The following is a 26,860-nucleotide window of genomic DNA, read 5'->3' as shown; positions in this document are numbered from 1 at the left end:
AGAGCGGCTACGTCCCTGGATAACGACTATAGCTTAAATACTTTAGCCGACCTTTCTAACTTTTCAATTTGATCTTTCAAATTTAATGCTTGGTCAGCTATTGCTCCTATTGCAGATATCTGTTGTTGAGTAGAAGCAGACACCTCTTCAGAGGAAGCCGCCGTTTCTTCGCACACAGCTGCAATACTTTGAATTGAAGCTACTAATTCATTTTTACCTTTTTCAACGGAAGTAAATACGGTATCTACTTCATTAATTTTATTTGTTATAGAGTTTATCTTTTCTGATATAATATCAAATACATTTTGAGTACTTTCTACAGCAGTCACTTGTTCTGAAATAGAAATACTTACATCTCTAGCCGTTTTTACTGCATAATTAACTTCATTTTGTATATCTAAAATTATATTTCTTATTTCTTTCGCCGCATCTCCTGATTGTTCTGCTAACTTCCTAACCTCATCTGCAACTACAGCAAAACCCCTACCTTGTTCTCCCGCCCTAGCAGCTTCAATAGCTGCATTAAGTGCTAGAAGGTTTGTCTGTTCAGATATGGTAGTTATAGCTTCTATTATATTTTTTATATTAGAAGATTTTTCACTTAAACTATCAATTGCAGCTGCTAAATCCTTACTAAGTTCTGTTCCTTTATATGTTTTTTCCATTAAATTCTTTACTGTATTCTTGCCAATATCCTTTGATTTATCTATACTTATTGAATACTCTTGCATCTCTTTATTTGACAATGCTGCCTTATCAATTAAACTTCCTAAATCCTCTGAAACTTTATATGTTGCCTCTGCTTGCTCTGATTGCTGCCCTGCACCTAATGCAATATTTTCAATGGCATCTGATACATTAGTGATAGACTCTGTACTTTCATCAGAAGCATCCGTAAGCCTATCAACACTATTTAATACAACATCAATTGCTTGATCAATATTTAATATTAAACCTTTAATATTATTCATCATCTTGTTAAAACTGATACTTAAGTTACCAAGTTCATCCTTAGAATCAATATTTGAAATAACCGTTACATCACCATTAGAAGCTTTGTCCATTAAATTCATTAACTTACTTATAGGCGATGTTATTCTTTTAGATATCAGTATACCTACTATAATTGCTAAAATTAAAGATAAAATAGTAGTTATAAGAATAATCCTAAATAGTACTGATGCACTTTCTTCTACTTCGCTTACATCCTGAGTCGTTACAAAAGTCCAGTTTATCTCTGGAATCACTGAATAGGACATATATTTCTCTACCCCATTATAGTTGTAGCTACCGGTAATAGACTGTATCACTTCACCATTTTTAGCTCTTGAAACTACCTCCTTTATCCTATCATTTTCCACAGGTTTATTTATTTTTTCTTTTATTGGATGAGTTATTATTATTCCTGTCTTATCAACTACATATGGATAACCTGTCTTTCCTAACTTTAACCCCATTAACTTATTTGTAAAGTATTCAGTATAAACTGAGTTCGCCATTACGGCTATAATACTCCCGTTTTCATCCTTTATAGGAGCTACAAAAACTATAATTGTCTTTCCATTTGCCTTTGAAACTAAAGTATCACTAATAGTTGTTTTTCCTTGTATAGCATCTTGGAAATACTTTCTACTTTTCAGGTCTATTTTTAACGAATCCTTATTGCTATCCGCAAATATTTCTCCATTTGAATCAATAACAAATAAATGTTCGTGATCCTTAAGATAGCTCGCTCTAGTTTTTAACATATCAAAAGCCTTATGGTTTATATATTTATCAAAAAAATCTTCTCCCATATTTGACATTCTAACTTTTGATATTTCTACAATGTCTTTTTGCTCAGATAGCAATTCCACCTCCTTCTTTTCAGAAAGAATAAGAGAATTAATATTCTCAGCCCCCAAATTATTGTTAGTTGAAATTTTACTTAATGCATCACTTTGTAGCGCTTTAGAAGTATATACCTCCACAACTGCACTTGTAATTATCAAAGGTATTGCAACAAGCAAGGCAATAAATAAAGGTAATTTTTTTCGTATTAGCATTAGTACACCTTCTTTCTTAGTAATTACGTAATAAGTCCTATATGTTATTTTCGTAACATTTAGCAATCTTCTAAAGTGTTTCTACTATACTGATTCCTATCTAATGCTATAAAAAACTCGACTTACATTTACTTTATTCGACTCTGTATGGTATCGTCTTCCAAAATTAAGGCCATTCCTTTAAATTTTACATTCTATAAAAAAGAGACAAGTACTTAACATAGTATCTTGTCTCTTTTCTAATTGAATTAAAAACTTATTTGTTTCAAAATTTATTAAACAAAATGGAAAATTCCTTGTAGTAATATTAGAAGGAAACAAGTTCCTGTCTTAAGAAGTGTGATAACAAATATGTCTTTATATGATTGCTTATGAGTTAACCCTGAAATTCCTAGTAGTGTAATAACTGCCCCATTGTGAGGTAGTGTATCCATACCACCAGAAGCCATAGCAGCTACACGGTGAAGTAACTGAGGATCAACACCAACTCTATGTGCCCACTCTAAGTATTGCTTACCAAACATATCAAGTACAATACTCATTCCGCCTGATGCTGAACCAGTAACACCAGCAAGTACGTTTACGCTTACTGCTTCAGATAATAACGGGCTGCCGTTTGGATTTATGCTTATTAAAGCATTGGCTATAGACTTGAAGCCTGGAAGAGTCTTAATAACATTACCAAAACCAACCTCTGATGCAGTGTTCATAACAGCAAGTAATGAACCGATAGCACCAGCATTTATTGTTGCTGCTAGATTACCTTTAACACGCTTTGGATTAATAGCAAATGCTAGAACAGTACCAAACACAAGTGCAATAATAAGTGCCCAGTTATTCATTGAACCTACAACGCCTGTTTTTGGAATATTGTATGGTGCTTTTGTTACCCAAGCCATAATATCCCAATTAGGAAAGATTACTTTTTGTAGAATAAGAGTAACTACAAGAACTGAGATTAATGGTATTGCTGCTAATAATGGATTTGGTAAACTAGTATCTTCAACTAACACAGGTTCATTTGTATGATTGTCTCCATAACCTTCACCTGCTGCTTGAGCACTACGTTTACGCCACTCTAAATAAGCTACTCCACCAATTAGAATTATGATTGCTCCAAGTGTACCAAATACAGGAGCCGCATATAAGTCTGTATTAAAGAATTTCATTGGTATTGAGTTCTGAATCTGTGGTGTTCCTGGTAGGGAGTCCATTGTGAATGTGAAAGCACCTACAGCAATTGTTGCAGGAACAAGTCTCTTTGGAATATCTGCTTCTTTAAATACTGAAGCTGCGAAAGGATATACTGCGAAAGCAACAACGAAAAGACTTACCCCACCATATGTAAGGATAGCAGCTGATAGTACAACTGATAGTATTGCTCTCTCTTTCCCTAATTTTTCAACGATAGCTTTAGCAATTGACTTTGCTGCACCGGATTGCTCCATAGCTTTTCCGAATACTGCACCTAATAAGAAGAACGGAAAATATACTTTAACGTAGTTACCTAAGTTGGGTAGGAATATTTCCGTGTATGTTGGCATAAGTGCCAGTCCTGAGAATAAAGCAGCTAATAGTGCAAAAATTGGAGCAAAGAAGATAACTGAGAATCCCTTATAAGCCAAGAACATTAATAATGCTAAACTTAATATGATACCTAATACTGCCATTTTACAACACCTCCGTTAATATTTAAAATTAATTTGCTGCGCCAGTTCATTTTTTTATCCGATGACTACCCGCTCTAATACTCCCTGTTCTTTAGACAGTACGTTTCGAGCGGCTACGTCCCTGGATTGGTTTAGCTAAGAATCAGGTGGAGTTAAAGCCCCATCTGATTCAGGTTTCACTTTATATTTATATACCTTAACTAGCGCAACAGATTAAATTATTCTGTTGTTATTTAATAGAGAACTTTTAACTCTATTTATCTAAATTGTTATTCCAACTAATCCTTCGCTAAATATGTTCTCATTCATGACCTTAAGTTCTGAAGATACTATTGGTTTGAAGTCCATATGTGCAAGGACATCTTTCTCTAAATCTACTCCTGGTGCAATCTCTTCTAACACTAAGCCTTCTTTAGTTAATTTAAATACAGCCCTTTCAGTAATATAAAGTACAGGTTGTCCAATGTTAGCTGCATATTCTCCACTGAAAGTTATTTGTTCAACATTATTTAAGAACTTATTGAACTTACCATCCTTTTCTATTATCAATTTACCATCTTCAACCTTTACCTTTAATCCACCTGCAGTAAATGTTCCGCAATAAACTACCTTTTTAGCATTTTGAGTTATGTTAATAAATCCGCCGCAACCAGCGATTTTAGGTCCAAATTTACTAACGTTTACATTACCAACCTTATCGCATTGAGCTAGACCTAAGAATGCAACATCAAGTCCACCGCCATCGTAAAAATCAAACTGAGCAGCTTGGTCTAGTATACTCTCTGGATTAGTAGATGCACCAAAACTTAATCCACCTGCAGGTACTCCACCTATTCCACCGGCTTCTACAGTTAAAGTCATTTCTGATCCTATTCCCTCTTCATTAGCGACAATAGATACTCCTTCTGGCATACCTATGCCGAGGTTAGTAACTGCATTTGGAACAAGTTCCATAGCTGCCCTTCTAGCTATTACTTTTCTCTCATCAAGTGGTAGTGAATCTATTGCATCCACTGGAAGCTTAACTTCACCATTATATGATGGATTATAAGCTTCTCCGAAAGTCTGCATGTGATTTTCAGGATTTGCTACAACTATAGCATCTACATATATTCCTGGAATTTTAACTTTTCTTGGATCAAGAGATCCTTTAGAAACAACCTTCTGAACTTGAAGAATTACTATTCCTCCAGAGTTTTTAGCAGCTTGAGCCATTGCAGTACCATCAAGCGTTGCTGCCTCTTTTTCTAAAGTGGCATTACCATCCTCATCTGCATAAGTTGCTCTCAATATAACAACATTTATTGGAAAAGCTTTATAAAGCAGGTATTCTCTATTCTCAATATTTATAACTTTTACTACATCCTCTTTTGTTACTTCATTTAATTTTCCACCTTCAATCCTTGGATCAACAAAGGTTTTTAACCCTACGTGAGTAATTGTTCCCGGCTTTCCAGCAGCAATATCTCTGTATAAATGTGATATAACTCCCTGAGGTAAATTATAAGCTTCAATTTTATTTTCTAGAGCCAATTTTTGAAGCTTTGGTGCTAGTCCCCAATGACCTCCAATTACTTTTGATACTAACCCTTCATGACCAAAATGATTCAAGCCTTTATCTTTACTATCACCTTGTCCAGCTGCATAAACTAAAGTTAAGTTTTTTGGAGTCTGCTTCTCTAAATATCTTTTTTCTACTTCTAATGTTATTTCTTCTGGATGTCCACATCCAATAAATCCCCCAACAGCAACGGTATCTCCATCTTTGATTAAATCTATAGCTTGCTCTTTTGTCATTACCTTAGATTTCATCTTATATTCCTCCTTATATAGTATTCCTTTGTTATACTATATAAAGCAAAATTCATGCCAATGATAAGCATATTTTTTTAATTAATCAAAAATTCAAAATTTCTTATAAATCCCAGTAGAATCAAGGTTTTTAAAGCCTATAATGTATACCCTTGATTAAAATATAAATTACATTTTAATCGAGGATGTATTTTTTATATACACTTGTTACTTTTTTAACTTGTAACTGTTCAATTATCTAATGTTCAGCCTTGCGTATATTATTTACATGTAAACTTTTTGTACACAAGAACAAATAATCCTTTTAATATTTTCTATATTACCTAACTAACTATATACTTTTACTGTTGTTATTTCACTTAAACTTATTTATCACTCATTTTATATGCACATATTTAGTATATTAGATTAACATTAATTTAACAAATCATTCTATATTCATTCCATGAAGTGTTATTTTATACCATATCCCCTAACACTTATGTTGCATCACAGAGAAAAAAGACATGCACAATTAACATGTCTTTTTCTTTATCATATTTATCTGATGACTACCCGCTCTAATACTCTCATCACACTCTGTTTATATATTTTCTAATTTATATTCTTCAATTTTTTTATAGAGTCCTGCTCTGCTTATCCCCAGTATTTTTGCTGTTTTATTTTTATTCCACTCATTCTTCATCAAGCAATCATGAATTACCTGCTTTTCAACTTCCTCAACTATATCTTTTAAGTATTTACTTTCCGTAACATACTTCTTAAATTTATTTTTAGTTAGCCTTTCTGGAAGATGGTGTGGTCTTATAACTAAGTCTGAATCTAATAGATTGATTGCTCTTTCAATAATATTTTCTAATTCTCTTATATTTCCTGGCCAATCATAGTTGGCTAAACATTCAAAGGCCTCCTTTGATATTCCTTCAACATAAATACCTAGTTTATTTGCAACTTTAGCCCTTAAGGAATTTGCTAAGGGTACTATATCTTCTTTTCTTTCTCTTAAGGGAGGTAATACAATTTTCATGACATTAAGCCTGTAGTAAAGATCCTCTCTAAATTCTCCTTCTTTAACGGATCCTTCAAGATCTTTATTTGTAGCTGCAATTATTCGAACATTAATTTCTTTTAATACGTTTCCACCAACTCTCTCAATTTCCTTTTCTTGTATAACTCTTAAGAGTTTAACTTGCATACTTATAGGCATATCTCCTATTTCATCTAGAAATATAGTTCCCCCATTAGCTAGTTCAAATTTCCCTCTTTTACCTCCTTTTTTAGCTCCTGTAAATGCACCTTCCTCGTACCCAAATAACTCTGCTTCTAATAACTCCCCTGGAATAGCCGCACAATTTATTTTTACAAATGGACCTAAATACCTCTTGCTCGAGTTATGAATTGAATGAGCAAATAATTCTTTTCCTGTTCCACTTTCACCAATTATTAATACATTTGAATCTGTATTCCCAACCTTTCTTGCAAGGTCTTTTACCTCTTCAATTTTATTTGAATGTCCTATAATATTCTCAAAAGAGTACTTTGCTTTTCTTTCTTTTCCAAGTTCATTTTTATAAAATTCAATTTCTTTCTCTAGATTATTTAGTTTTTTACTTACGGAATGAAAATCATTAATATCTTTAAACATAACTTTTCCTACAGCTCCAATAACTTTTCCATCTTTCTTTAGAGGAACACGCATTGCAACCATCTTATTTCCTTTTATCTCTTGAACTTCAGCAATTTCCATATTGCCGTTTTCCAAAACCTTGTGCATTCTAGTATTCTCTATAACTTCTACAACATGCTTACCCTCTGGATTGTTGCAACTTAGAAATTCCTTATAAGATTTACTCATCATAGTTATAATTCCTTGTTCATTTATTACAACTACCCACTCATTAAAAATGTTCATTATTGTATTTAAAATATCTATGTATAGTTTATCAGCACTCATTTCGTCCTGCATTCTTCTGTGAACTGTTACATCCTGAAAGATAGCTGCTGCCCCTTCAACTTGTCCATCGATAACTATAGGTATTCTACTTGTTACAAACTCCCTTTCATTAAAAAAGAACTTCTGAGTCAACTCCTTATTACCATTTGCTATTACCCGTCGAAGATATGTTGCAGGTATAACCTCTTCTATTTGTCTACCTAAATCATTACTAGCATCAATTCCAAGTAATTCCTCTGCCATTTTATTTATAACAAATATGCTACCTTCCTTGTCAATTCCAATTAACGCTTCATTTATATTCTCCATTATTAACTTAAAACTTGCTTCCAATAACATAATATATCACCCCTATAGAAATTACAAAACAGTAACACCTTTACGGTTATTTTGTCACATATTTAACAATCCACTCTAATATTGTTTCTTTAAATAAATTATACTATATTTATTAAGAGAATATAAGAATTGTATTAATACATAAAACGACAGAATTTGCAAGTATATTTCTCCTTTTGTTATCTTACTTTTCAAACTTAAAAGCTTCAATTTTTTCAGTCTTCTGAAAGAAGATGTTGAAAAAATTGAAGCTTTTAAACTAATTTTTCTTTTCTTTTATTTGAGCTACAAGCTCAGGAATAATTTTCTTATAGTCACCTACTATTGCAAGGTCAGCCACCTTCATGATTGCTGCATTTGCATCCTTGTTTATAGCTATAATGTATGAACTATCCTGCATTCCAGCTAAGTGCTGTATTGCTCCTGATATTCCACAAGCTATATATAAGTCAGGTCTAACTGTTTTACCAGTTTGTCCAACTTGATATGCTTTATCAAGCCATCCATTATCTATAGATGCTCTTGATCCTGCTACTGTTCCATCTAGTACATCAGCAAGTTCTTTAAGTAAATCAAAGCCTTCTTTGCTTCCGATTCCTCTTCCACCAGATACAAGAACCTTAGCTTCTCCTATATCCATTATGTCTTTAGCAAGCTTAACTACTTCTTCTACTTTTACTTTTATATCAGTTTCTGAAACTTGAGCTGCAACCTTTTGGATTTCCCCAGTTTTGTTTGCATCCTTAGCTAACTTTTCAAATACGCCTGGTCTTACAGTTGACATTTGTGGTCTGTGATCTCCACATACTATCGTTGCCATTAGGTTTCCACCAAATGCCGGTCTAGTCATAAGAAGATTTCTGTTTTCTGGGTCTATATCAAGTGATGTACAATCTGCAGTAAGTCCTGTTGAAAGTCTTGCTGCTACTCTTGGACCTAAATCTCTTCCTATAAATGTAGCTCCTACAAGTATTGCTTCTGGCCTTATGTCGTTAACTAACTCACAGATTACTTTTGTATATCCATCTGTTGTATAGTGTGCTAAAAGTGGGTTTTCAGCATATATTACCTTATCTGCTCCATATGCAATTAACTCTTTAGCAACGTCATCTATGTTGTTTCCAAGTAGAAGTGCTGTAAGCTCTACTCCTAACTTCTCTGCTAATTCTCTACCTTTTCCAAGTAACTCTAATGATACTTTTTGAAGCTTTCCATCTCTTTGCTCAGCGAATACCCAAACGCCTTTATATTCTGATATGTTCATATTCAATTCCTCCTAAATTCTTTATGAAACTCCTCCTCCTATCGTCGGATGAGTAAGCGACCATCACAAAATCAAAGATTTTGGATGTCTGCTTAGATGAAGTGATTCTCTTTTAACTTTGAAACTGCATACTCTACTGCTTCTTTAACAGGCTTGTTTACTATTTCTCCTTGACCCTTTGCTTCCTTTGTCATAGACTTTTTAACTTTAGTTGGTGAACCAGCAAGTCCAAGAAAAACCTTATCAACTTCTATGTCAGCTGCACTCCATATTTTTACTTCTTTATTATATGCATCAAATATATTTGCCATGTGCATGTATCTTGGCTCATTTAACTCTTTTATAGCTGTTAAAAGAACTGGTGCTTTTACGCTTACTATTTCGTAACCATCTTCCCAAGCTTTTTTAACCTTTAATTTATCACCATCTATATCCACTTTTTCTACATATGTTATTTGTGGTATTCCTAAGTGTTCAGCTATTTCTGGTCCAACCTGTGCAGTATCTCCATCTATAGCTTGTCTTCCAGCAAATACTATGTCATACTCTAACTTTCTTAATGCACCAGCAAGGGCATGAGATGTAGCTAATGTATCTGCTCCTGCGAAAGCTCTGTCAGTTATAAGTATTGCTTCATCAGCTCCCATTGCTAAAGCTTCTCTTAAAGCCTTTTCTGCTTGTGGAGGTCCCATGCTTATTACTGTAACCTTAGCACCACTATTTTCTTTTATTACTAATGCCTCTTCTAAAGCATTCTTATCATCTGGGTTTATTATTGATGGAACACCATCTCTTATTAGGGTTCCTGTCTTTGGATCTATTTTAACTTCTGTTGTATCTGGAACTTGTTTTAAACAAACAACTATATTCATTTACCTTACCTCCTATTTTAATGCATTACCAGCTATAACCATTTTTTGAACTTCTGAAGTTCCTTCATAGATTTGAGTTATCTTAGCATCTCTCATCATTCTTTCAACTGGATAGTCCTTAGTATATCCATATCCACCAAGAATTTGAACAGCTTGAGTTGCAACAAACATTGCAGTTTCTGAAGCATATAGTTTTGCTTCTGCTGCCTCTACTCCATAAGGAAGTCCTGCGTCTTTTAAGTATGCTGCTTTATATACCATTAATTTAGCTGCCTCTACTCTAACCTTCATATCAGCTATATACCACTGTAAACCTTGGAAACTTGCAATTGGCTTACCAAATTGTTTTCTTTCCTTCATGTAAGAAATAGCTGCATCTAAAGAGCCTTCTGCTATTCCGAGTGCTTGAGCTGCTATACCAATTCTTCCTCCATCAAGAGTTTTCATTGCTATACCAAAGCCTTTTCCTTCTTTCCCAAGCATGTTTTCTTTTGGTACCATAACATCTTCAAATACAAGCTCAGTTGTTGATGATGCTCTTATTCCTAACTTGTCCTCTACTTTACCAATACTAAAGCCTGGCATTCCTTTTTCTATTATGAATGCTGATATTCCTTTTGTTCCCTTGCTTCTATCTGTCATAGCAAATATTACAAATGTATCAGCTACCTTACCGTTTGTTATAAATATTTTAGAACCATTTAGTCTATAGAAGTCTCCCTCAAGAACAGCTGTAGTTTGTTGTCCTGCAGCATCTGTTCCAGCATTAGGCTCTGTTAAACCAAATGCACCTATCTTTTTACCGCTTAATAAGTCTGGTAAGTACTTTCTCTTTTGCTCCTCTGTACCATATGCAAATATTGGTGCTGCACAAAGAGATACGTGTGCTGATAGTATAACTGATGATGTTGCACAAGCTTTTCCAAGCTCTTCAACTGTCATTATATAGCTTAAGTAATCTGTACCTGATCCACCATATTCTTTAGGGAATGACATACCCATTATCCCGTATTTAGCCATTTTTTCTACTGTTTCCATTGGGTATCTTTCTGTCTCATCAATTTCTGCTGCTATTGGTGCAACTTCGTTTTTTACGAACTCGCTCACCATCTGCTGTACTAATTGCTGCTCCTTAGTTAACGCAAAATTCATAACTACTCCTCCTACTTTAATTAAAATTATACACTTTGTTTGTTAATACACAAACTTATTTCTATATTAGAACTTATCAGCACCTAAGCATCCTAGGACCTCTATTTCAATAGCTTTTAAATAAAAGCTATTTTGAATTATCAGTCTAAATTAGTGGGTGCTAAGTTTATTAGTTAATTGATTAATAGTCTTTTAATTCAGCTTAATTTATTTAAATTATGCTTTTTTTGGAGGCATAACCATTGCTTCTCCATCAATAACTAATTTACCATCTTGGTTAACACATGTAGTCTTTAATTTTATTCTGTTCTTTTCAACATTCATTTCTATAACTTCAACTTCAGCTCTTATTGTATCTCCAATATGAACTGGAGCAGTGAACTTAACTTGTTGTCCCATATATATTGTTCCAGGCCCTGGTAAATACATTCCTAAACAAGTTGAAATTAATCCAGTAACTAGTATTCCATGAGCTATTCTACCTTTAAACATAGTTTGCTCTGATTGCTTTTGATTTACGTGTGCTGGATTAAGGTCTCCAGTTATACCTGCAAATAAGTAAACATCTGATTCACCTATTGTTTTTTCTACAAAAGCTTTATCTCCGATTTTTATCTCGTTTATGCTTTTTCCAACTATCATTTTATTCCCTCCAGTTTTTACCCGAAATAATCGAGACTTTAGTAGTAATATATTTAAATTAAAGAGTTTCTAAGTCCACAGCCAGAGTAGAGGTCCACAGCTTGTACTCCCCTTTAACTATTAGCTTTAACTATTATTATCTTTCAATTATAATAGCTGTTCCTTGTCCTCCACCTATGCATAAGGTTGCAAGGCCTTTTTTAGCATCTCTTTTCATCATTTCATGAATAAGTGTAACTAATATTCTAGTTCCTGATGCCCCTATTGGATGACCAAGTGCTATTGCTCCTCCATTTACATTAACCTTATCCATATCAAATCCTAAATCTTTTGCTACAGATAAACTCTGAGCGGCAAAGGCTTCGTTTGCCTCTATTAAATCAATATCTTCAATCTTTAAGTTTGCTCTTTCCAAAGCAGCCTTAACTGTAGGCACAGGTCCATATCCCATTATTGAAGGGTCTACCCCTCTTGAACCAAAAGATATTATTTTAGCTAATGGCTTAATTCCTAGCTCTTGCGCTCTTTCTGCACTCATTATAACTAGAGCTGCTGCTCCGTCATTTATACCAGAAGCATTACCTGCTGTTACAGTTCCATCCTTTTTAAATGCTGGCTTTAACTTCTTCAACCCTTCTAAAGTCGCCCCAAATCTAGGAAATTCATCTTGTTCAAATACTTTTGGCTCCCCTTTTCTTTGAGGGATAAGTACTGGAACTATCTCATCTTTAAATTTTCCTTCTTTTATAGCCTTCTCTGCATTTAGTTGTGATCTTAAAGCAAATTCATCTTGCGTTTCTCTACTTAAATTCCATTGTTCTGCTATGTTTTCTGCCGTCATTCCCATGTGATATTCATTAAAAGCATCAAATAACCCATCTACAATCATACTATCTACTAGCTTTCCATCACCCATTCTTTGTCCCCATCTTGTATCATTTAATATGTATGGAGATCTTGACATGTTTTCCATTCCTCCAGCTACAACTATATCATTATAGCCTGATAGTATCATTTGGAACGCTAAACTAACTGCTCTTAATCCTGAACCACATACTTTATTTATTGTAAGGGATGATACTTCTACTGGAATACCAGCCTTTACAGATGCTTGCCTTGCTGGATTTTGACCAATTCCTGCTTGTAATACGTTTCCCATAATCACTTCATCTACTTGTTCTGGTTTTACTCCGGCTCTATTTAGTGCTTCTTTTATAACTATAGCTCCGAGATCAACTGCTGCTACATCCTTTAAACTCCCACCAAAAGAACCTATTGCTGTTCTAACCGCACTTGCTATAACTACTTCTCGCATTGTTTACCTCCATTACTTTTTATTAATCCTATATATACCCACAGAAGGTTAAAATAACCTTACTTTAATTCACTAAATTTCTATTAAACGTAAAACCTCTCATATCTAAGGTTATCTTGTATAGTCGTAGAATCCTTTTCCAGTTTTTCTGCCTAGATAACCAGCCCTAACCATTTTTCTAAGTAATGGATGTGCTCTATATTTAGAATCACCGAACTCTGTATATAGTACTTCCATAATTGCTAAACATACGTCATTACCAATTAAATCAGCTAAAGCTAAAGGTCCTATTGGATGATTAGCTCCTAGTTTCATTGCTAAGTCAATATCTTCAGCAGTAGCAACTTTATCTGCCAATATTCCAACAGCTTCGTTAATCATAGGTATAAGTATTCTATTTACTACAAAGCCAGGTGCTTCTTCTACCTCTACTGGATCTTTTCCAAGCTTCTTCGAAATCTCAACAACTGTATCTTTAGTTTCTTCTGAAGTAGCAATTCCCTTTATAACTTCTACTAACTTCATTACTGGAACTGGGTTAAAGAAATGCATGCCTATGACTTTATCCGGTCTTTTAGTAGCACTTGCAACATCTGTGATTGATAGTGAAGATGTGTTTGTAGCAAGTATAGCCTCAGGTTTACATATTCCATCTAACTCAGCAAATATTTTTTTCTTAATTGCCATATTTTCAACAGCAGCTTCCACAACAAAGTCAGCATCTTTTGCTAAATTCATATCTGTTGTTATAGATATTCTACTAAGAATCTCATTTTTAGCATCTTCAGTCATTTTTCCCTTCTGAACAGCCTTTTCAAGACCTTTAGTAATCACTGAAAGTCCTCTTTGTACAAAGTTCTCTTCTATATCTCTCATTATTACTTCAAAACCTGATTGAGCAAATACCTGAACTATTCCTGATCCCATAGTTCCCGCGCCTAAAACAAATACTTTCATTCCTCTTCCCCCTAAGAAATTCTTTTATATAAGTCTATAACTATAGAATTAATTAATCGTAATATTAATTCTTACAAGTAACGTGGTTATTAGAATTTTATTACAATCAGAGTTACTACTAAAAACCTTTTACAATACGTTATTTATTTGTAAAACTTGGTTTTCTCTTTTCTAAGAAAGCTGTCATACCTTCCTTTTGATCCTCTGTTGCAAAACATAAACCAAATAAGTCTTTTTCAATTGCCATACCTGTTTCAATATCACATTCGATTCCTCTATTTATAGCTGTTTTTGAATATCTTACAGCTATTTGAGCTTTTGAAGCAATTTTATTCGCTAACATCAAAGTTTCATTCATTAACTCATCAGGTGCTACAACTTTGTTAACAAGACCTAATTTCTCTGCTTCTGATGCATTAATCATATCTGCCGTAAATATTAATTCTTTTGCCTTTCCTAGCCCTACTAAACGTGCAAGTCTTTGAGTTCCTGCAAAGCCTGGTGTAATTCCAAGACCTACTTCAGGTTGTCCAAATTTTGCTTTTTCTGAAGCTATTCTTATATCACAACTCATAGCAAGTTCACATCCACCACCTAATGCAAATCCGTTAACTGCTGCTATTACTGGTTTCTCCATAAGTTCTATTTTTCTAAATACTTTTAATCCTAGCTCTCCGAACTTTCTACCTTCATCAGCAGTTTTATCTCTCATTTCAGATATATCAGCTCCAGCTACAAAAGCTTTACCTTCACCTGTTATTACTAATACATAAATGCTGTTATCCTTTTCTATTTGGTCTAAAGCTTCGTCAAGCTCGTTTAGAACCTCACTATTTAAAGCATTTAAAACAGAAGGTCTGTTAAATTTTAAAATCCCAATATTATTTTGTATTTCTAACGTGATATTTTTATTTAACATATTCATCGCCCCCACTCTTTTATATAGCAATTACCGTGCCACACCTTGGTTGTTAAAAAAAATACATTTATTAATTGGTACTTTTCGTGCTAATTGCTGATTAATTAAATCCTTACAGCCATTGAAAATACTTATGTTTAATTAAAACCTTAATTTCATTAATAAAGCATAAGTTATAATATAATATTCTTAATAAAAGATTATATGACTTAATACTAAGTCATTTACTCAAATTTATCTGTCTATTATTTATACACACTTTTTTCATTTCATATTTTTTCGTATATAAAACAACATTTTTAACAATTGTCTAATACTTTTACATGTATATTTTTTTTACAATTTTTAAAAGAAGAATTCTTTCAGTAAATTAAATAAATAATAACCTTTTACTTACTAAGAACATAATATGTAGTGTAATCTTTTAAGGGAGAGTATAAGAATGTGTTTTAGCTATTTGAATTGTCCTTTTAATAATTGTTATCGTCAAAATTTTGATACCGGTGTATTACCAACAGCACCAGGAGTAACAGGTGTGCCACAGCTTATGGTACCTATTGGCCCTCCACCTCCTTTCATACCGTCAGAAACACAGGCAACATTTCAGCATATGGGTGCTGGAACTGGCTTTTTTTTAACTGTAGATCCTAGCACATTTAGTACTTGCATGTTTATGTATGTATATATATGGCTCAAAGATGGGTCGGGTTTTTGGTCATGGATAACCTACGTAGATAATAACTCTATTGGTGGCTGGAGGTGGTCTGGTACAAGTTGGATTCAATTTAGGCTAAATATTAATGCAGTACACGGTTTTGGCTGCTTTTAGCTTATGTAGAGGCGGGATTAGCAATGAGTAGAAATAATGAATTTTTTCAGTCGAGGTCACAATTATTGATGAGATGAGGGCCTAACTGCTTTCCACCTGTAGGTGGTACAATTGGAGACTTACTTTCTAAACCTCCAAGTGATTTTCCACCAAGTTTTATTCCACAAAAATCTCAAGCTAACGGTTATCTTGAAATGACCGGGATTGGAATTAACGATAAACCATTAAGATTATGCCTATTTAAAAATATCTATTTATGGTTTAGAGATGGTATCGAATTTTGGGCTTATGTTACTTTTATAGGGGGCGGACATACTGCCGGTTGGCGGTGGGATGGAGTCACTTGGAGTCACTTTGAAGTAGACCTCAGAAAGGTAGATAGCTTTGCATGTTATTAATTGAAGTTAGTTACTTTATAATTTATTAAAATTGTATATAAATGATAAACTTATACTTGTAATTTTACTTAAACTACTATATAATAATAAATATCAAGGAGAAATACGTATTAGTGGATACAAGTTATATACAGATAACTTTGATTTTATCAGATTATTAGTATTTTTCTTTGCTAATGTAAACACTCCTCCCCCTATATATACATTATGAGACCTTAGAAGCAGGTACAGGACTTAACGTTCTTGCCTGCTTCTTTTACTACATATGTGTCACTTTCTAGATAAACAACACCGATCTTTTATTCTTATTTGTAACCTTACTTCTCATAAAAGAATATTATAAAACTATGAAAAAAGTAATTATAATCAATAAGCGTAAAAAGTGAGGTGTTTTTAATATGTCTTTAAGGCACTATGTCTTGTTTGCAACAGATGGTTTTATAGATTTACCTACGAATTCAGAATTATGTACTGAACCGCAAGACTTAAAAAACACATATGTTTTTGGTTTTATAGGCGGATTATTTAAAGTAGATAACAAAATTGTAAATCCAAACTTAAATTGGCAAAACCCACAAAACTGGGCCAAGTACAAGAATCTAAGAGGAACAGCTACCATACCCTCCCCATTGATATTGAGTGAAGTAGATGATGATATATTCGTTACACTTATAAATTTAGGCATGAGACATCGACCAGACCTAACAGACTTTCATACTGTTCATATTCATGGAGCTCATGCTGCAACTCAAGTTGATGGTATACCGGAAACCTCTTTTGGAGTTCCGATGTGGGAAAAAACCAAGGAATGCCCTCCTGTAGCCACATATTATTTTAAGGCAATGAATTGTGGGACCTATATGTATCATTGTCATGTTGAAGCCTCAGAGCATATACAAATGGGTATGTACGGAGCTTTAGTTACTTATCCATCTATGAAAAGTTTAAATGAAGCTGGAATAAGAAAGAGTAAATCAGGAAGGTGGTATTTTAATGGACGCCCTCAGAAGCATATTCCATCAACAGCTACAAATAGAAACTTTGCTTATGAAAATATTTGTACCTATTTCGACAAGGAATATGTGATGATTTTATCTGATATAGACTCTAAATGGCACAACAGTGTTCTAACTGATGCTGACTTTAATCCAATTGATTATAAACCTGATTACTGGATAGTTAATGGAAGAGCTTTTCCCGATACACTACGCCACCATCACCTAACACCAAATGAAATTAATCCTGACATAGGAGAATTAAATTATGAATCTTATGTTCATGTTAAAACCGGAGAAAAATTTCTTCTAAGAATGATTAATATAGGCTACCAGGTTGTTCCTTGGCATCTCCACGGTTGGCACTTCATGATAGCGGGAAAAGATGCAAACTTAAATCAATTTTTAAAATTAAATGCACTTCTTAATCTAAAAGAATCTGAAGATCAACTTCGTGAAATGGCCTTTACAGCTTCTATTGCCGCTGGTGAAACTTATGATTTAATTGTATCTGCTGATGATAAGAGATTGGAATATAAAAATTATATAGATAAAGGCTTCCCTGGAATTCCTTATTTATATAGTCAATTAAAATCCTTATATAAACATCATCCTGAATCAATTCTGGATATTCCTACAGAACCTGTAGAATATCCAAATCCTAATTTTATAAATTACTTACAAGTTTGTGCTCAAGGTAGGAATGATCCTAACGATAATTTCTTTCCCCAGTTTTATCCTATGCATAATCATGATGACTATAAAGTTACCAACAATGGTGTATATCCTGGTGGACAGCTTACTTTTATTCAAATAGACGCGCCTGATAAGACTGATACAGTTACTGATAAAGGGAAGGATAGGGATGAGGATGATGATTTTGAGTTCTTTTAGGAGTTAAGACAGTCGACAAGTAACAGTTAAGGAGCTTTTTTACTTCTTAACTGTTTACTGTCGGCTGTCAATTTTCTAAAAGCCAACTATAAGGTGAAACTTGAATCAGATGGGGTTTTAACCCCACCTGATTCTTAGTTGAACAAATCCAGGGACATAGCCGCTCTTTACTCCCTCTTGGAGAAGAGGGAGTATTAGAGCGGGTAGTCATCGGATAAATTTTATAAACAAAATTTAGTTGTCAGCCTACTACATTCTAGTCTTGGCTTACCTAAAAATCTCGGTCCCATTAACCGCATCTTCAACAAGTTTTTCAATATCAAGTGCTTCTTCAGATTTTCTTATACTCTCAAGTCTTGGTTTTGTTTTTGGATGCTTTGGAACGAATATAGTGCAACAGTCTTCATAAGGTAATATTGAAGTTTCATATGTTCCAATGTCTCTTGAAATATCCATTATGTCAACTTTATCCATAGCTATTAGTGGTCTAAATACTGGTCTATCAGCAACATCATTACTAACTACGAGCCCTTCCATAGTTTGACTTGCAACCTGACCTACACTCTCACCAGTAGTTACAGAATTTATTTCATGATTTTCAGCTAGTTTGCAGGCTACTCTCATCATGAATCTTCTCATAATAATAGTTAACTCATCTTCTCTACACTTTTCAATTATCTGCATTTGTATTTCCGTGAATGGAACCACATGCAAATTTGCTCTTCCTGTATAAGTTTTTAGAATATTTGCTAAATCTTTAACCTTTTCTTTAGCTCTTTCACTAGTATACGGGTGACTATGGAAATATACACAATGCAATTCTACTCCACGTCTAGCCATCATATATCCAGCTACAGGAGAATCTATACCTCCTGAAAGCATAAGCATTGTGCTACCATTTGTACCATATGGCATACCGCCTACAGCTTTTATTCTTTTAGAATAAACATATGCCCTTTCTCTTATTTCTACATTTACTACAGTCTCTGGTTTACTTACACTTACCTTTAAACCTTCACTATTTCTTAAAATATAAGCTCCAACTGATCCACTTATCTCCATTGAGTTACCAGGAAACTTTTTATTAGCTCTGTTAGTTTCTACTTTAAAAGTAGCTGGTTTAATTTCTTCTATTTCCTTTAAGGCTTGCTTGTTTATTTCTTCCATCTCTGCTGGAACTTCAGTTACAATACATATTTCAGAAACTCCAAAAACTCTTTTAACTCTCTTAATAGCCTCTTCTATATCTTCACATTCTAAAAACCATCTTCCTTGGTCAGAAACGAATGTACAATTTGTCCCTTCTAATACTCTTTTTATGTTATCCATTAGTTTTTTCTCAAATTTTCCTCGATTTAACCCTTTTAAAAATATTTCCGGTGCATATTTTATTAATAATAATTTCTTCATTTTTTTCCAACTCTCCTTAAAAATTTTAAAGCATTCTCTAAAGCATCTACAGTATATTCTACCTCTTCTTTAGTATTATAATCACTAAAACTAAACCTTATAGTCCCCTTTATATCTTCGCTTTTAATACCTATAGCCTGTAATACGTGACTATCCTTAGTACCTTTTGCTGAACAAGCTGAACCTGTTGAAACAAAAATTCCCTTTTCCTCTAGCATATGAAGAAGCACTTCACCCCTGACACCTACAAAAGATATGCTTAGTATATATGGTGCATATTCTTCGCCTTCACTATTTATTTTTATATTAGGTATATTTTTAACTTTATCTATAAAATAGCCTTTAATTTGTGATAGCTTCTCAAAATTTTGCACTCTTTGGCTATAAATTTTTTCTGCAGCTTTTGCAAATCCAACTACCGCTGCAAGGTTTTCAGTACCAGATCTAAAGTTTTTCTCTTGTCCTCCGCCATATATAAGTGGTTTTGGCATAAGTCCTTTTCTTACATATGCTATACCAATTCCTCTTGGTCCATGAATCTTATGTCCACTTGCAGAGAGCAAATCTATCTTACATTTTTGAACATCTATCTTATACTTCCCATAGCTTTGAACTGCATCTACATGGAACTTAATTCTGCTGCTTTTTTCCTTTATAAGCCTTCCTATACTTTCTATATCCTGAACTATCCCGAGTTCGTTATTTACATGCATTATACTTACTACTTGGGTATCTTTATTTATGCTTTCTTCTAACTCCTTTAAGTCTATTTTACCTTTACTATCTACACTTAAAAATGTAACTGTAATCCCTTGTCTTTCCAACTCTTTACAGGTATTTAAAACACTTGGATGTTCTATTTTAGTAGTTATTATATGCGCACCCTCTTTTAAAAATCCTCGAATTAAAAAATTATTGCTTTCACTTCCCCCTGATGTAAATATTATTTCATCTTTAGTACAATTTAGAGTACTTGCTACTATTTCTCTGTTTTCATTTATCTTTTGCTCTGCTTTTATACCAAGTGAATATGCAGAAGAAGGATTTCCATAATAATTCTTCATCGCATCTACCATAACCTCAATAACTTCGTCGTAAGGTTTTGTTGTAGCACTATTATCAAAGTAAACTTCCACTATTTATCACTCCCTAATTAAATCATTTCTCTTTATTATAGTTTAACTTCATATATGAACCTATAAATATTATTGACATATTAGATAATATTTATCTTGTCTTAAATTTGATTCGCCTTATCATAATACCAAATTATGCAGGTTTTGTGAAGAAAAGATGTAATTATATGTAGAAATTTCAATTAATATATGTAAGGCTTACACATATGCTTCCTAATTTTAATATTAAATTTAATAATTTATTCTTAATCCTATTTTTAGTATCACAAGGCATGAAAAAGAGCACCTAATCTTCTAGGTATCATATATATTCTACCTCTCGATTAAGTGCTTTAGCAGTTGATTGTTCTGCATTTCCTTGAACCTTATTAAGTTCAATTGTAATGATATAATTTACTTAGGAGATATGTCAGAAAAGTAAATAACTGCGACTTAAATCTAAGTTTAGCATGCTGTTTTAAGGTTAGGTTCACAGTGTTGCGTCAGCTTTGAGCAAAAGATTACAGAATCTTATACTAATGAACTTAAAATTCCTACTAGGCTGAACTATTTCTTCATTTGGATTCGCTAAATCGTCCCCTTTGAAAGTTTGTCTTCTATAGTTTGTATAGATATTTAGCATATTCTAACATCCTTTTTACAAAATAAATAAGCACTAGTATTTCTACCAGTGCTTATCTTCTATATAACAAGGGAGACTTATTATATACTTTTAAATTCCTCTAAAGTTTAATTCCTTAGGAAACTTATTATTATAAATACTTATTGTTACATCTTTATTACATTAATGTTAAATAATCATATACTTTTTAGATTAAAATTTTATATAAAAAAAGCATCGATATTTTTATCAATGCAAAATTGAAATAGGGTGACTTACCTTCAAATAAAATATATTTGATTCACAACTTTATATTAGCACTTGATTGTATAGCTTATGTTTAGTCTATATTAAAACTTTGTAAAAAAGAACACCTGGGTATATAAATTTTTGAAATGCGACAAAAAACACTGTAAAATTCAGATATGAATAATACAGTGTTATATTAAATTCTTCGTCTTTTCAGTTTTGACCGTTAATATGAATACTGTAACCTAAATTAAGTATTAATAAGCATTTATGGTATGCTTCAACGTAATAGACAAAATCGAGAGATTATATTAGTGCCTATTCGGTCATTGTGATGTGCATACTCAAACCTCATAATAGTAATACACATTAACTATAGGAATCTTTTACTAAACTTACTTAAGTTTTGTAGGTTATCATTAATGTTTTCAATTGTCGCATCTATTTCCTCAATAGATGCTGCTTGTTCTTCACTTACTGCTGCCGACTCGGTAATTGCCTTATTTATATTATTTACTGATTCATTCATCTCTTCAATAATACTTCTTATAGTAGTAACGGATTCCTTACTTTGTTGTGCAAGCTTTCTGATTTCACTTGATACTACATTAAATCCTCTTCCTTGTTCACCAGCTCTAGCAGATTCGATAGCTGCATTTAATCCAAGTAAATTTATTTTATCAGCAATTCCTTTAATAATTTCCAATGCCTCTGAAGTCTTTTTTGAAGTTTCAATTGTAACTTGAGCCAATTGAACTGCACTTTGTCCAGACCTAGCAAGTTCAGAAGCTGTATCAGCTAATTCACCCATGCCACCTGATATCTGAACGATTGACTCAAATACTTCATTAATACTAGTTGTCATCTGATTGGAATCTTCAATATCAATTCCATTGCTAATAGTTCCAATAACTTGCCCTTTTGAATTTTTTATAGGTATTGCTATAACTTTTATAGCCTTCCCTAATACACTTGTTGGTATATCTCCTTTTTGTATCTTGCCACTACTAAGGCAGTCTTTTACCGATTGGACTACTTCTGTACCATACTTAACCTGTAAATCGAATCCTTCAGCAGGTTGATAATAAATATATTTTTCCTTATCTGATAGTCCAAATGCTGTATCATCTCTTGAAAGATTGTTTAAATATGGTAGAACAACAGAAAATGCTCTTAAAATTTCTTCATCGCTTAGTTCTTCACTAAAATACTTATTATAATCCATAAATACAGTCTCCATTCAACAAATTATTCTTTTATTTTACATTTTATGCATAATACTTATTATACTAATAGGACGTGTACTATTCAACTAACATAAATAAGAATTTACTGTTTTAGTAATATTATCATCTAGCTTAATAATTTCTGTCCTTAAAGCTTCTCTGTAAGTTTTTTTCGGCTTCTGCATCTTCTCTCGCAAGAGAAAATAATACACCACCACTATTACCTAGCCTTCTAGAACTCTGGGAAATCCCCTGTGCCATATCCATCATATCTAGTGCCATATTTTAACCTGCCATTTCTTATCTAAGTAGTTGCGGTGCTTTTCCTTCGTCCTTTGATACAGTATAGTACTTTTCTAATCATTTTTAATCGCCTATTTTTATTTACCTATTTCATCCAAATAAATTTCAAAACAAACATTTTCCATTTTTATCCACACAATTCACAGTTTGTCCACAGCTAGGTACATTTCATTTCAGTATTCATCAATTATTCATACATTATAATCTTGCTGAATTACAATTCTGTAAGCCTAATGTCATATAAGTGTTGTAATAGATTAGGCTACAACATAAGTGTACACGAACTAAGACATGCCTACGCTGCTAGTTTAGTTACTTAAGGTTTAGATTGTAAAACTATTGCAAAATTAATGGGACATGATGCTCAGCAAATAATTAAAACTTATAGCTATATTACTGATGATATGATAAAAAGAGCTACCAAAATAACTAATTAGAACTTTCAAAAAATTTTAACGAACTTTTGACGATAAAACAGCAACTTTTTGATTTTTAAGGGTTGCCTTGTTAATATTGAGATTTCATGTAGAAAATTAATCTATTAACATAACTTAACAAGCCATTTTATTAATTATTTAAGTTAAAACATTTTAAAATGTAAATACTAAGAAAAGCATATATTAATTCCAACGTAAGGGGGTTTTCTATTTGTACCATAATCTGCACTTTAGAAAAAAACTAATTATATATTTTTCTATAGGCTTATTAGTTACTATACCTCTTTTTAACTTACTTAATAATCATATTGTTCATGCTTTACAAAACCCTAATGCAAAAACAAATAAAAAATATGATGAAAAAGAGTTGAAAACAATAGTAAAAGATATCTATAATAAACGTTCCTCTGCATTTGTAACTGGTGATTTATTATCTTTAAAGGAGATTTTTGATACCTCTCAAAAGTACGGTCAGTTGGCGGATTTAGTATGTTATGAAAAGAAGGGGAATATTGACCACTTTGTTGTCGTTACTGGTTGGGATTCTCACGGATATCCCTTAATAAACTCTCATACCACAGACAGATACCATGTGCCTTGGGATTTAGGTTGGGGAGATAATAAAATTAGGTTTTTCCTGATACATATTAACGGATAATGTATGTGTCTATCAAAATAAATTTTTATAAGGTTTCAGGTATTGATCTTAATTACTTACTTTAATCAAATTAGTTATCTCCAAATCTAGAATCCTATAATGAGTATAAAATACAAGTAGAAAAAAGGAGGGTGTGCTGTGAAAAATAAAAAAAGACTCTTATCAGTTATAATTTCATTACTGCTTGTTAGCATTTATTTAGTTAATATAAATGTGTCTAAAGCAACTAGTTTAATAATAGGTGGGGAAAACCCTTCTGCTGCTAATAATAAAGTTATATATCTAACCTTCGATGATGGGCCTAGTACTGTAATCACTAGTAAGATTTTAGATATTTTAAAAGAAAAAAATATAAGAGCTACTTTCTTTGTTGTAGGATATAAAATTGAAGGCAGAGAAGATTTAATAAGAAGAATTTATAGAGAAGGTCATAGTATAGGTCTTCATAGCTTTACTCACCACTATAAACAACTGTATTCCAGTAATACTACCTTTATAGAGGAAATGGATAAGACTGCATTGGAAATTAAAAAAATTTTAGATTTTGAACCTAAAGTAATTAGATTTCCATCCGGAAGTAAACCACACTTAAGTAAGTCTCTCTTAGAAAGACTTCATGCTAGAGGTTATAAAATATATGATTGGAATTTAAGTTTATCAGATGGATTAGACTATAATACATCTGCCGATAAACTTTATAGGGAAGCTACTACTAAGTGTGTTAATCCTAATAAAATATTCTTACTTGCCCACTGTGATCAGCCTAATAAAAATACCTGTGCTGTATTACCAAAAGTAATAAAATATTATAAAGATTTAGGATATGAATTTAAGGCAATTACTAATGCTACACCGGAATACCATTTTAGAGTATCTAAATAATCTATCTATTGCAATCAGTACAAATTAATTGCAATGAAATTTTCATATATTTAATAGACTAGAGGTGTTTAAATGAAAAGACGTAATTCTTTACTATTAATTGTATTGTTCTTGTTTATATTTGTAACAATTTCTAATATTTCTATAAAAGCTTATTCATCAGAATATAATTTAGATGTAGAAAACAGAATTAAGTATAATGTTTTAGTAGATTTAAACGAATTAAGATTATATTTAATAAACAAAGACACTAATGAAATAGTGAAAACTTACCCCGTTGCTGGTGGAAAACCAACTACCCCTTCTCCAATCGGCACTTGGACTATTAGACATAAGGAGGCTGATTGGGGTAAAGGTTTTGGAAGTCGTTGGATGGCATTGAATGTTCCTTGGGGAAACTATGGAATACATGGCACTAATAAACCTTTGACAATTGGAGGTGCTGAATCTTTAGGGTGTATAAGAATGTTTAATAAGGATGTAGAAGATCTTTACGGTCATGTTCAAGTTGGTACAACTGTTGTAATATATGGTGGACCCTACGGACTTTTTACAAATCAATTTAGAGATTTAATTCCTGGAGACAGAGGTTCTGATGTATTTGAAGTCCAAAGAAAATTAAAAAACCTAGGATATTATTCAGGGAATCCCGATGGTGTTTATGGTGATAGGATGAAAAGTGAAGTAATTAAATTTAGAAAAGATAACAATCTTCAAATTACTCATGATATCAATGAAGAACTTTATAAAAAGTTAGATATGAAGCCTTTTGAATAATAGAAAGTATTATATTAGTTAAGTTATGTTGGTGATTTTATTATAATATTTTAGTTGATAGTGACAATTGACAGTTAAGGAAGTTTTACCTCCTTTCACTAGGAAAATTTAATTTCCTAAAAGCCCGTTTTGTTGTAGGCAAAACCTAACCTAAGCCTGGCCCATAATTTTATTGAAGATAAAACTAATTAAATCGTCCTTAACTGCCCACTGTCAATTGCTAACTAATTAAGAGGTACTAATTTGTCTGCTGCTAAATCCCATTCATATACTTTTCCACTATTCTTATCAACATAATACCACCCGCTCGTTGCAATATGATCGCCCATATTTTCAAAAGCTTGAATTACATAATAGTTACTACCATTTTTTATATCCTCATGGTCAAAGGTAAATTGAGTTTTGGTTCCTTGGGAATTTAAGTATTTTGCAACTATTTCAATCGCTTCGTTCACTGTCACCTGTACACCAGTATCTTGCCTATTTGATTCTTGCTTTGCATTGTTAGTGCTTTGTTTCATTTCCTTTAAATATGTATCCTTTAGTTTCTTTGCTTGTGTATTTTTACTATCTATTTTTAGAATATCATCTAAGTACTTATTAGCTTCATCATACTTATTATTCTTAGCATATTCTGATGCATTCTCAAGGTTTAGTGCTATATATAATTTTTTACACTCTTCCATTTTTTTCTGTGATTCCTCATATTTTTTTTCATCCTCCTTTACTACCTTTTTGAAACTTTCAATTGCTTTAAGGAACTCTTTATTTTCCATCTGTTTATTTCCTTGTTCATATGATTTTTCGGAGGATAAAAGGCTCTCTGCAAGTATAATACTTCTCTTGACATTAGGATCATTTTTATATTGCAACGATTCATTAAATATCGCAATTGCTTTATTATAGTTTCCGTTATCCATGTAATTGTTAGCATTATTTATAAGCTTATTATAAGCTTGTACCTTAAAATATTTATATATTCCCAAAGCTACAGATATAGCAACCACTACCACAAGTATCGAATAAATAATTATTTGTTTAGTATTTTTCTTGTTCAACTTACCTCATCTCCTCTATTCTGTAACGGACAATTAGGAAAACTTTTTATCCTTAACGTTTGTCAA

20 protein-coding genes and 1 pseudogene are annotated in these 26,860 nt (G+C 32.6%); 5 read left to right on the top strand and 16 right to left on the bottom strand.

Annotated features, from left to right (window positions below):
- Positions 1 to 26: 26 nt before the first annotated feature.
- The 11 genes from AC0N0V_RS05990 to AC0N0V_RS05940 all read right to left on the bottom strand — a co-directional run bounded on the left by AC0N0V_RS05990 (position 27) and on the right by AC0N0V_RS05940 (position 14,941).
- On the bottom strand, positions 27 to 2,045 hold the full coding sequence (locus AC0N0V_RS05990) for a methyl-accepting chemotaxis protein (protein ID WP_474462702.1): 2,019 nt from the start codon (positions 2,043 to 2,045) through the stop codon (positions 27 to 29).
- Positions 2,046 to 2,320: 275 nt separating this feature from the next.
- Entirely contained in the window at positions 2,321 to 3,715 is a 1,395-nt protein-coding gene (locus AC0N0V_RS05985; protein ID WP_474462701.1) for a GntP family permease, read from the bottom strand.
- Between the two features lie 261 nt (positions 3,716 to 3,976).
- The gene (locus tag AC0N0V_RS05980) at positions 3,977 to 5,527 is read right to left on the bottom strand and encodes an acyl CoA:acetate/3-ketoacid CoA transferase (RefSeq protein WP_474462699.1); all 1,551 of its coding nucleotides are present in this window, start codon (positions 5,525 to 5,527) and stop codon (positions 3,977 to 3,979) included.
- 583 nt (positions 5,528 to 6,110) lie between these two features.
- Positions 6,111 to 7,820: a sigma-54 interaction domain-containing protein gene (locus AC0N0V_RS05975; protein WP_474462698.1), complete on the bottom strand. Its 1,710-nt coding sequence runs from the start codon at positions 7,818 to 7,820 to the stop codon at positions 6,111 to 6,113.
- Positions 7,821 to 8,079: 259 nt separating this feature from the next.
- Complete coding sequence (locus tag AC0N0V_RS05970) at positions 8,080 to 9,084, bottom strand: electron transfer flavoprotein subunit alpha/FixB family protein (RefSeq protein ID WP_474462697.1); 1,005 nt, start codon at positions 9,082 to 9,084, stop codon at positions 8,080 to 8,082.
- 92 nt (positions 9,085 to 9,176) lie between these two features.
- Entirely contained in the window at positions 9,177 to 9,956 is a 780-nt protein-coding gene (locus AC0N0V_RS05965; protein WP_474462696.1) for an electron transfer flavoprotein subunit beta, read from the bottom strand.
- Positions 9,957 to 9,968: 12 nt separating this feature from the next.
- On the bottom strand, positions 9,969 to 11,108 hold the full coding sequence (locus tag AC0N0V_RS05960) for an acyl-CoA dehydrogenase (RefSeq protein WP_474462695.1): 1,140 nt from the start codon (positions 11,106 to 11,108) through the stop codon (positions 9,969 to 9,971).
- Between the two features lie 216 nt (positions 11,109 to 11,324).
- The gene (locus tag AC0N0V_RS05955) at positions 11,325 to 11,747 is read right to left on the bottom strand and encodes a MaoC family dehydratase (RefSeq protein WP_474464461.1); all 423 of its coding nucleotides are present in this window, start codon (positions 11,745 to 11,747) and stop codon (positions 11,325 to 11,327) included.
- A gap of 139 nt (positions 11,748 to 11,886) precedes the next feature.
- The gene (locus AC0N0V_RS05950; protein WP_474462694.1) at positions 11,887 to 13,065 is read right to left on the bottom strand and encodes an acetyl-CoA C-acetyltransferase; all 1,179 of its coding nucleotides are present in this window, start codon (positions 13,063 to 13,065) and stop codon (positions 11,887 to 11,889) included.
- Positions 13,066 to 13,176: 111 nt separating this feature from the next.
- The gene (locus tag AC0N0V_RS05945; RefSeq protein WP_474462693.1) at positions 13,177 to 14,022 is read right to left on the bottom strand and encodes a 3-hydroxybutyryl-CoA dehydrogenase; all 846 of its coding nucleotides are present in this window, start codon (positions 14,020 to 14,022) and stop codon (positions 13,177 to 13,179) included.
- Positions 14,023 to 14,161: 139 nt separating this feature from the next.
- Entirely contained in the window at positions 14,162 to 14,941 is a 780-nt protein-coding gene (locus AC0N0V_RS05940) for a short-chain-enoyl-CoA hydratase (RefSeq protein WP_474462692.1), read from the bottom strand.
- A gap of 442 nt (positions 14,942 to 15,383) precedes the next feature.
- On the opposite strand from AC0N0V_RS05940, the gene AC0N0V_RS05935 reads away from it, so the two are divergent.
- Together AC0N0V_RS05935 and AC0N0V_RS05930 are read left to right on the top strand one after the other, a co-directional pair.
- The gene (locus AC0N0V_RS05935) at positions 15,384 to 15,770 is read left to right on the top strand and encodes a hypothetical protein (RefSeq protein ID WP_474462691.1); all 387 of its coding nucleotides are present in this window, start codon (positions 15,384 to 15,386) and stop codon (positions 15,768 to 15,770) included.
- Positions 15,771 to 16,566: 796 nt separating this feature from the next.
- Entirely contained in the window at positions 16,567 to 18,057 is a 1,491-nt protein-coding gene (locus tag AC0N0V_RS05930) for a multicopper oxidase domain-containing protein (protein WP_474462689.1), read from the top strand.
- A gap of 267 nt (positions 18,058 to 18,324) precedes the next feature.
- On the opposite strand, the gene thiI is transcribed toward AC0N0V_RS05930, so the two are convergent.
- The 4 genes from thiI to AC0N0V_RS05910 all read right to left on the bottom strand — a co-directional run bounded on the left by thiI (position 18,325) and on the right by AC0N0V_RS05910 (position 22,961).
- Positions 18,325 to 19,467, bottom strand: a complete 1,143-nt coding sequence (thiI, locus tag AC0N0V_RS05925; protein ID WP_474462688.1) for a tRNA uracil 4-sulfurtransferase ThiI — start codon at positions 19,465 to 19,467, stop codon at positions 18,325 to 18,327.
- Complete coding sequence (locus tag AC0N0V_RS05920) at positions 19,464 to 20,603, bottom strand: cysteine desulfurase family protein (protein WP_474462687.1); 1,140 nt, start codon at positions 20,601 to 20,603, stop codon at positions 19,464 to 19,466. The genes thiI and AC0N0V_RS05920 overlap by 4 nt, the downstream gene beginning before the upstream one ends.
- Before the next feature lie 1,223 nt (positions 20,604 to 21,826).
- On the bottom strand, positions 21,827 to 22,678 hold the full coding sequence (locus AC0N0V_RS05915) for a methyl-accepting chemotaxis protein (protein ID WP_474462685.1): 852 nt from the start codon (positions 22,676 to 22,678) through the stop codon (positions 21,827 to 21,829).
- A 133-nt stretch (positions 22,679 to 22,811) separates the two neighbouring features.
- The gene (locus tag AC0N0V_RS05910; protein WP_474462684.1) at positions 22,812 to 22,961 is read right to left on the bottom strand and encodes a hypothetical protein; all 150 of its coding nucleotides are present in this window, start codon (positions 22,959 to 22,961) and stop codon (positions 22,812 to 22,814) included.
- A 930-nt stretch (positions 22,962 to 23,891) separates the two neighbouring features.
- Between AC0N0V_RS05910 and AC0N0V_RS05905 the strand changes: the two are divergent.
- The 3 genes and pseudogenes from AC0N0V_RS05905 to AC0N0V_RS05895 form a co-directional block, all read left to right on the top strand.
- Positions 23,892 to 24,077, top strand: a pseudogene (locus tag AC0N0V_RS05905) (amidase domain-containing protein); the annotation flags it as partial.
- Positions 24,078 to 24,215: 138 nt separating this feature from the next.
- Positions 24,216 to 24,959, top strand: a complete 744-nt coding sequence (locus tag AC0N0V_RS05900) for a polysaccharide deacetylase family protein (RefSeq protein WP_474462683.1) — start codon at positions 24,216 to 24,218, stop codon at positions 24,957 to 24,959.
- 72 nt (positions 24,960 to 25,031) lie between these two features.
- Complete coding sequence (locus AC0N0V_RS05895; protein WP_474462682.1) at positions 25,032 to 25,736, top strand: L,D-transpeptidase family protein; 705 nt, start codon at positions 25,032 to 25,034, stop codon at positions 25,734 to 25,736.
- Between the two features lie 224 nt (positions 25,737 to 25,960).
- On the opposite strand, the gene AC0N0V_RS05890 is transcribed toward AC0N0V_RS05895, so the two are convergent.
- On the bottom strand, positions 25,961 to 26,794 hold the full coding sequence (locus tag AC0N0V_RS05890; protein ID WP_474462681.1) for a tetratricopeptide repeat protein: 834 nt from the start codon (positions 26,792 to 26,794) through the stop codon (positions 25,961 to 25,963).
- Positions 26,795 to 26,860: the final 66 nt, after the last annotated feature.

It is taken from the genome of Clostridium sp. CS1-1 (assembly GCF_056135525.1).
Note: the sequence above shows the minus strand (reverse complement) of the source record. Positions and strands in the feature narration are given on the sequence as shown.

Bases quoted from the DNA above. Each gene is read 5' to 3' on its own strand.
- AC0N0V_RS05990 (WP_474462702.1), bottom strand. From the start codon at position 2,045: ATGCTAATACGAAAAAAATTACCTTTATTTATTGCCTTGCTTGTTGCA.
- AC0N0V_RS05985 (WP_474462701.1), bottom strand. From the start codon at position 3,715: ATGGCAGTATTAGGTATCATATTAAGTTTAGCATTATTAATGTTCTTG.
- AC0N0V_RS05980 (WP_474462699.1), bottom strand. From the start codon at position 5,527: ATGAAATCTAAGGTAATGACAAAAGAGCAAGCTATAGATTTAATCAAA.
- AC0N0V_RS05975 (WP_474462698.1), bottom strand. From the start codon at position 7,820: ATGTTATTGGAAGCAAGTTTTAAGTTAATAATGGAGAATATAAATGAA.
- AC0N0V_RS05970 (WP_474462697.1), bottom strand. From the start codon at position 9,084: ATGAACATATCAGAATATAAAGGCGTTTGGGTATTCGCTGAGCAAAGA.
- AC0N0V_RS05965 (WP_474462696.1), bottom strand. From the start codon at position 9,956: ATGAATATAGTTGTTTGTTTAAAACAAGTTCCAGATACAACAGAAGTT.
- AC0N0V_RS05960 (WP_474462695.1), bottom strand. From the start codon at position 11,108: ATGAATTTTGCGTTAACTAAGGAGCAGCAATTAGTACAGCAGATGGTG.
- AC0N0V_RS05950 (WP_474462694.1), bottom strand. From the start codon at position 13,065: ATGCGAGAAGTAGTTATAGCAAGTGCGGTTAGAACAGCAATAGGTTCT.
- AC0N0V_RS05945 (WP_474462693.1), bottom strand. From the start codon at position 14,022: ATGAAAGTATTTGTTTTAGGCGCGGGAACTATGGGATCAGGAATAGTT.
- AC0N0V_RS05940 (WP_474462692.1), bottom strand. From the start codon at position 14,941: ATGTTAAATAAAAATATCACGTTAGAAATACAAAATAATATTGGGATT.
- AC0N0V_RS05935 (WP_474462691.1), top strand. From the start codon at position 15,384: ATGTGTTTTAGCTATTTGAATTGTCCTTTTAATAATTGTTATCGTCAA.
- AC0N0V_RS05930 (WP_474462689.1), top strand. From the start codon at position 16,567: ATGTCTTTAAGGCACTATGTCTTGTTTGCAACAGATGGTTTTATAGAT.
- thiI (WP_474462688.1), bottom strand. From the start codon at position 19,467: ATGAAGAAATTATTATTAATAAAATATGCACCGGAAATATTTTTAAAA.
- AC0N0V_RS05915 (WP_474462685.1), bottom strand. From the start codon at position 22,678: ATGGATTATAATAAGTATTTTAGTGAAGAACTAAGCGATGAAGAAATT.
- AC0N0V_RS05910 (WP_474462684.1), bottom strand. From the start codon at position 22,961: ATGGCACTAGATATGATGGATATGGCACAGGGGATTTCCCAGAGTTCT.
- AC0N0V_RS05895 (WP_474462682.1), top strand. From the start codon at position 25,032: ATGAAAAGACGTAATTCTTTACTATTAATTGTATTGTTCTTGTTTATA.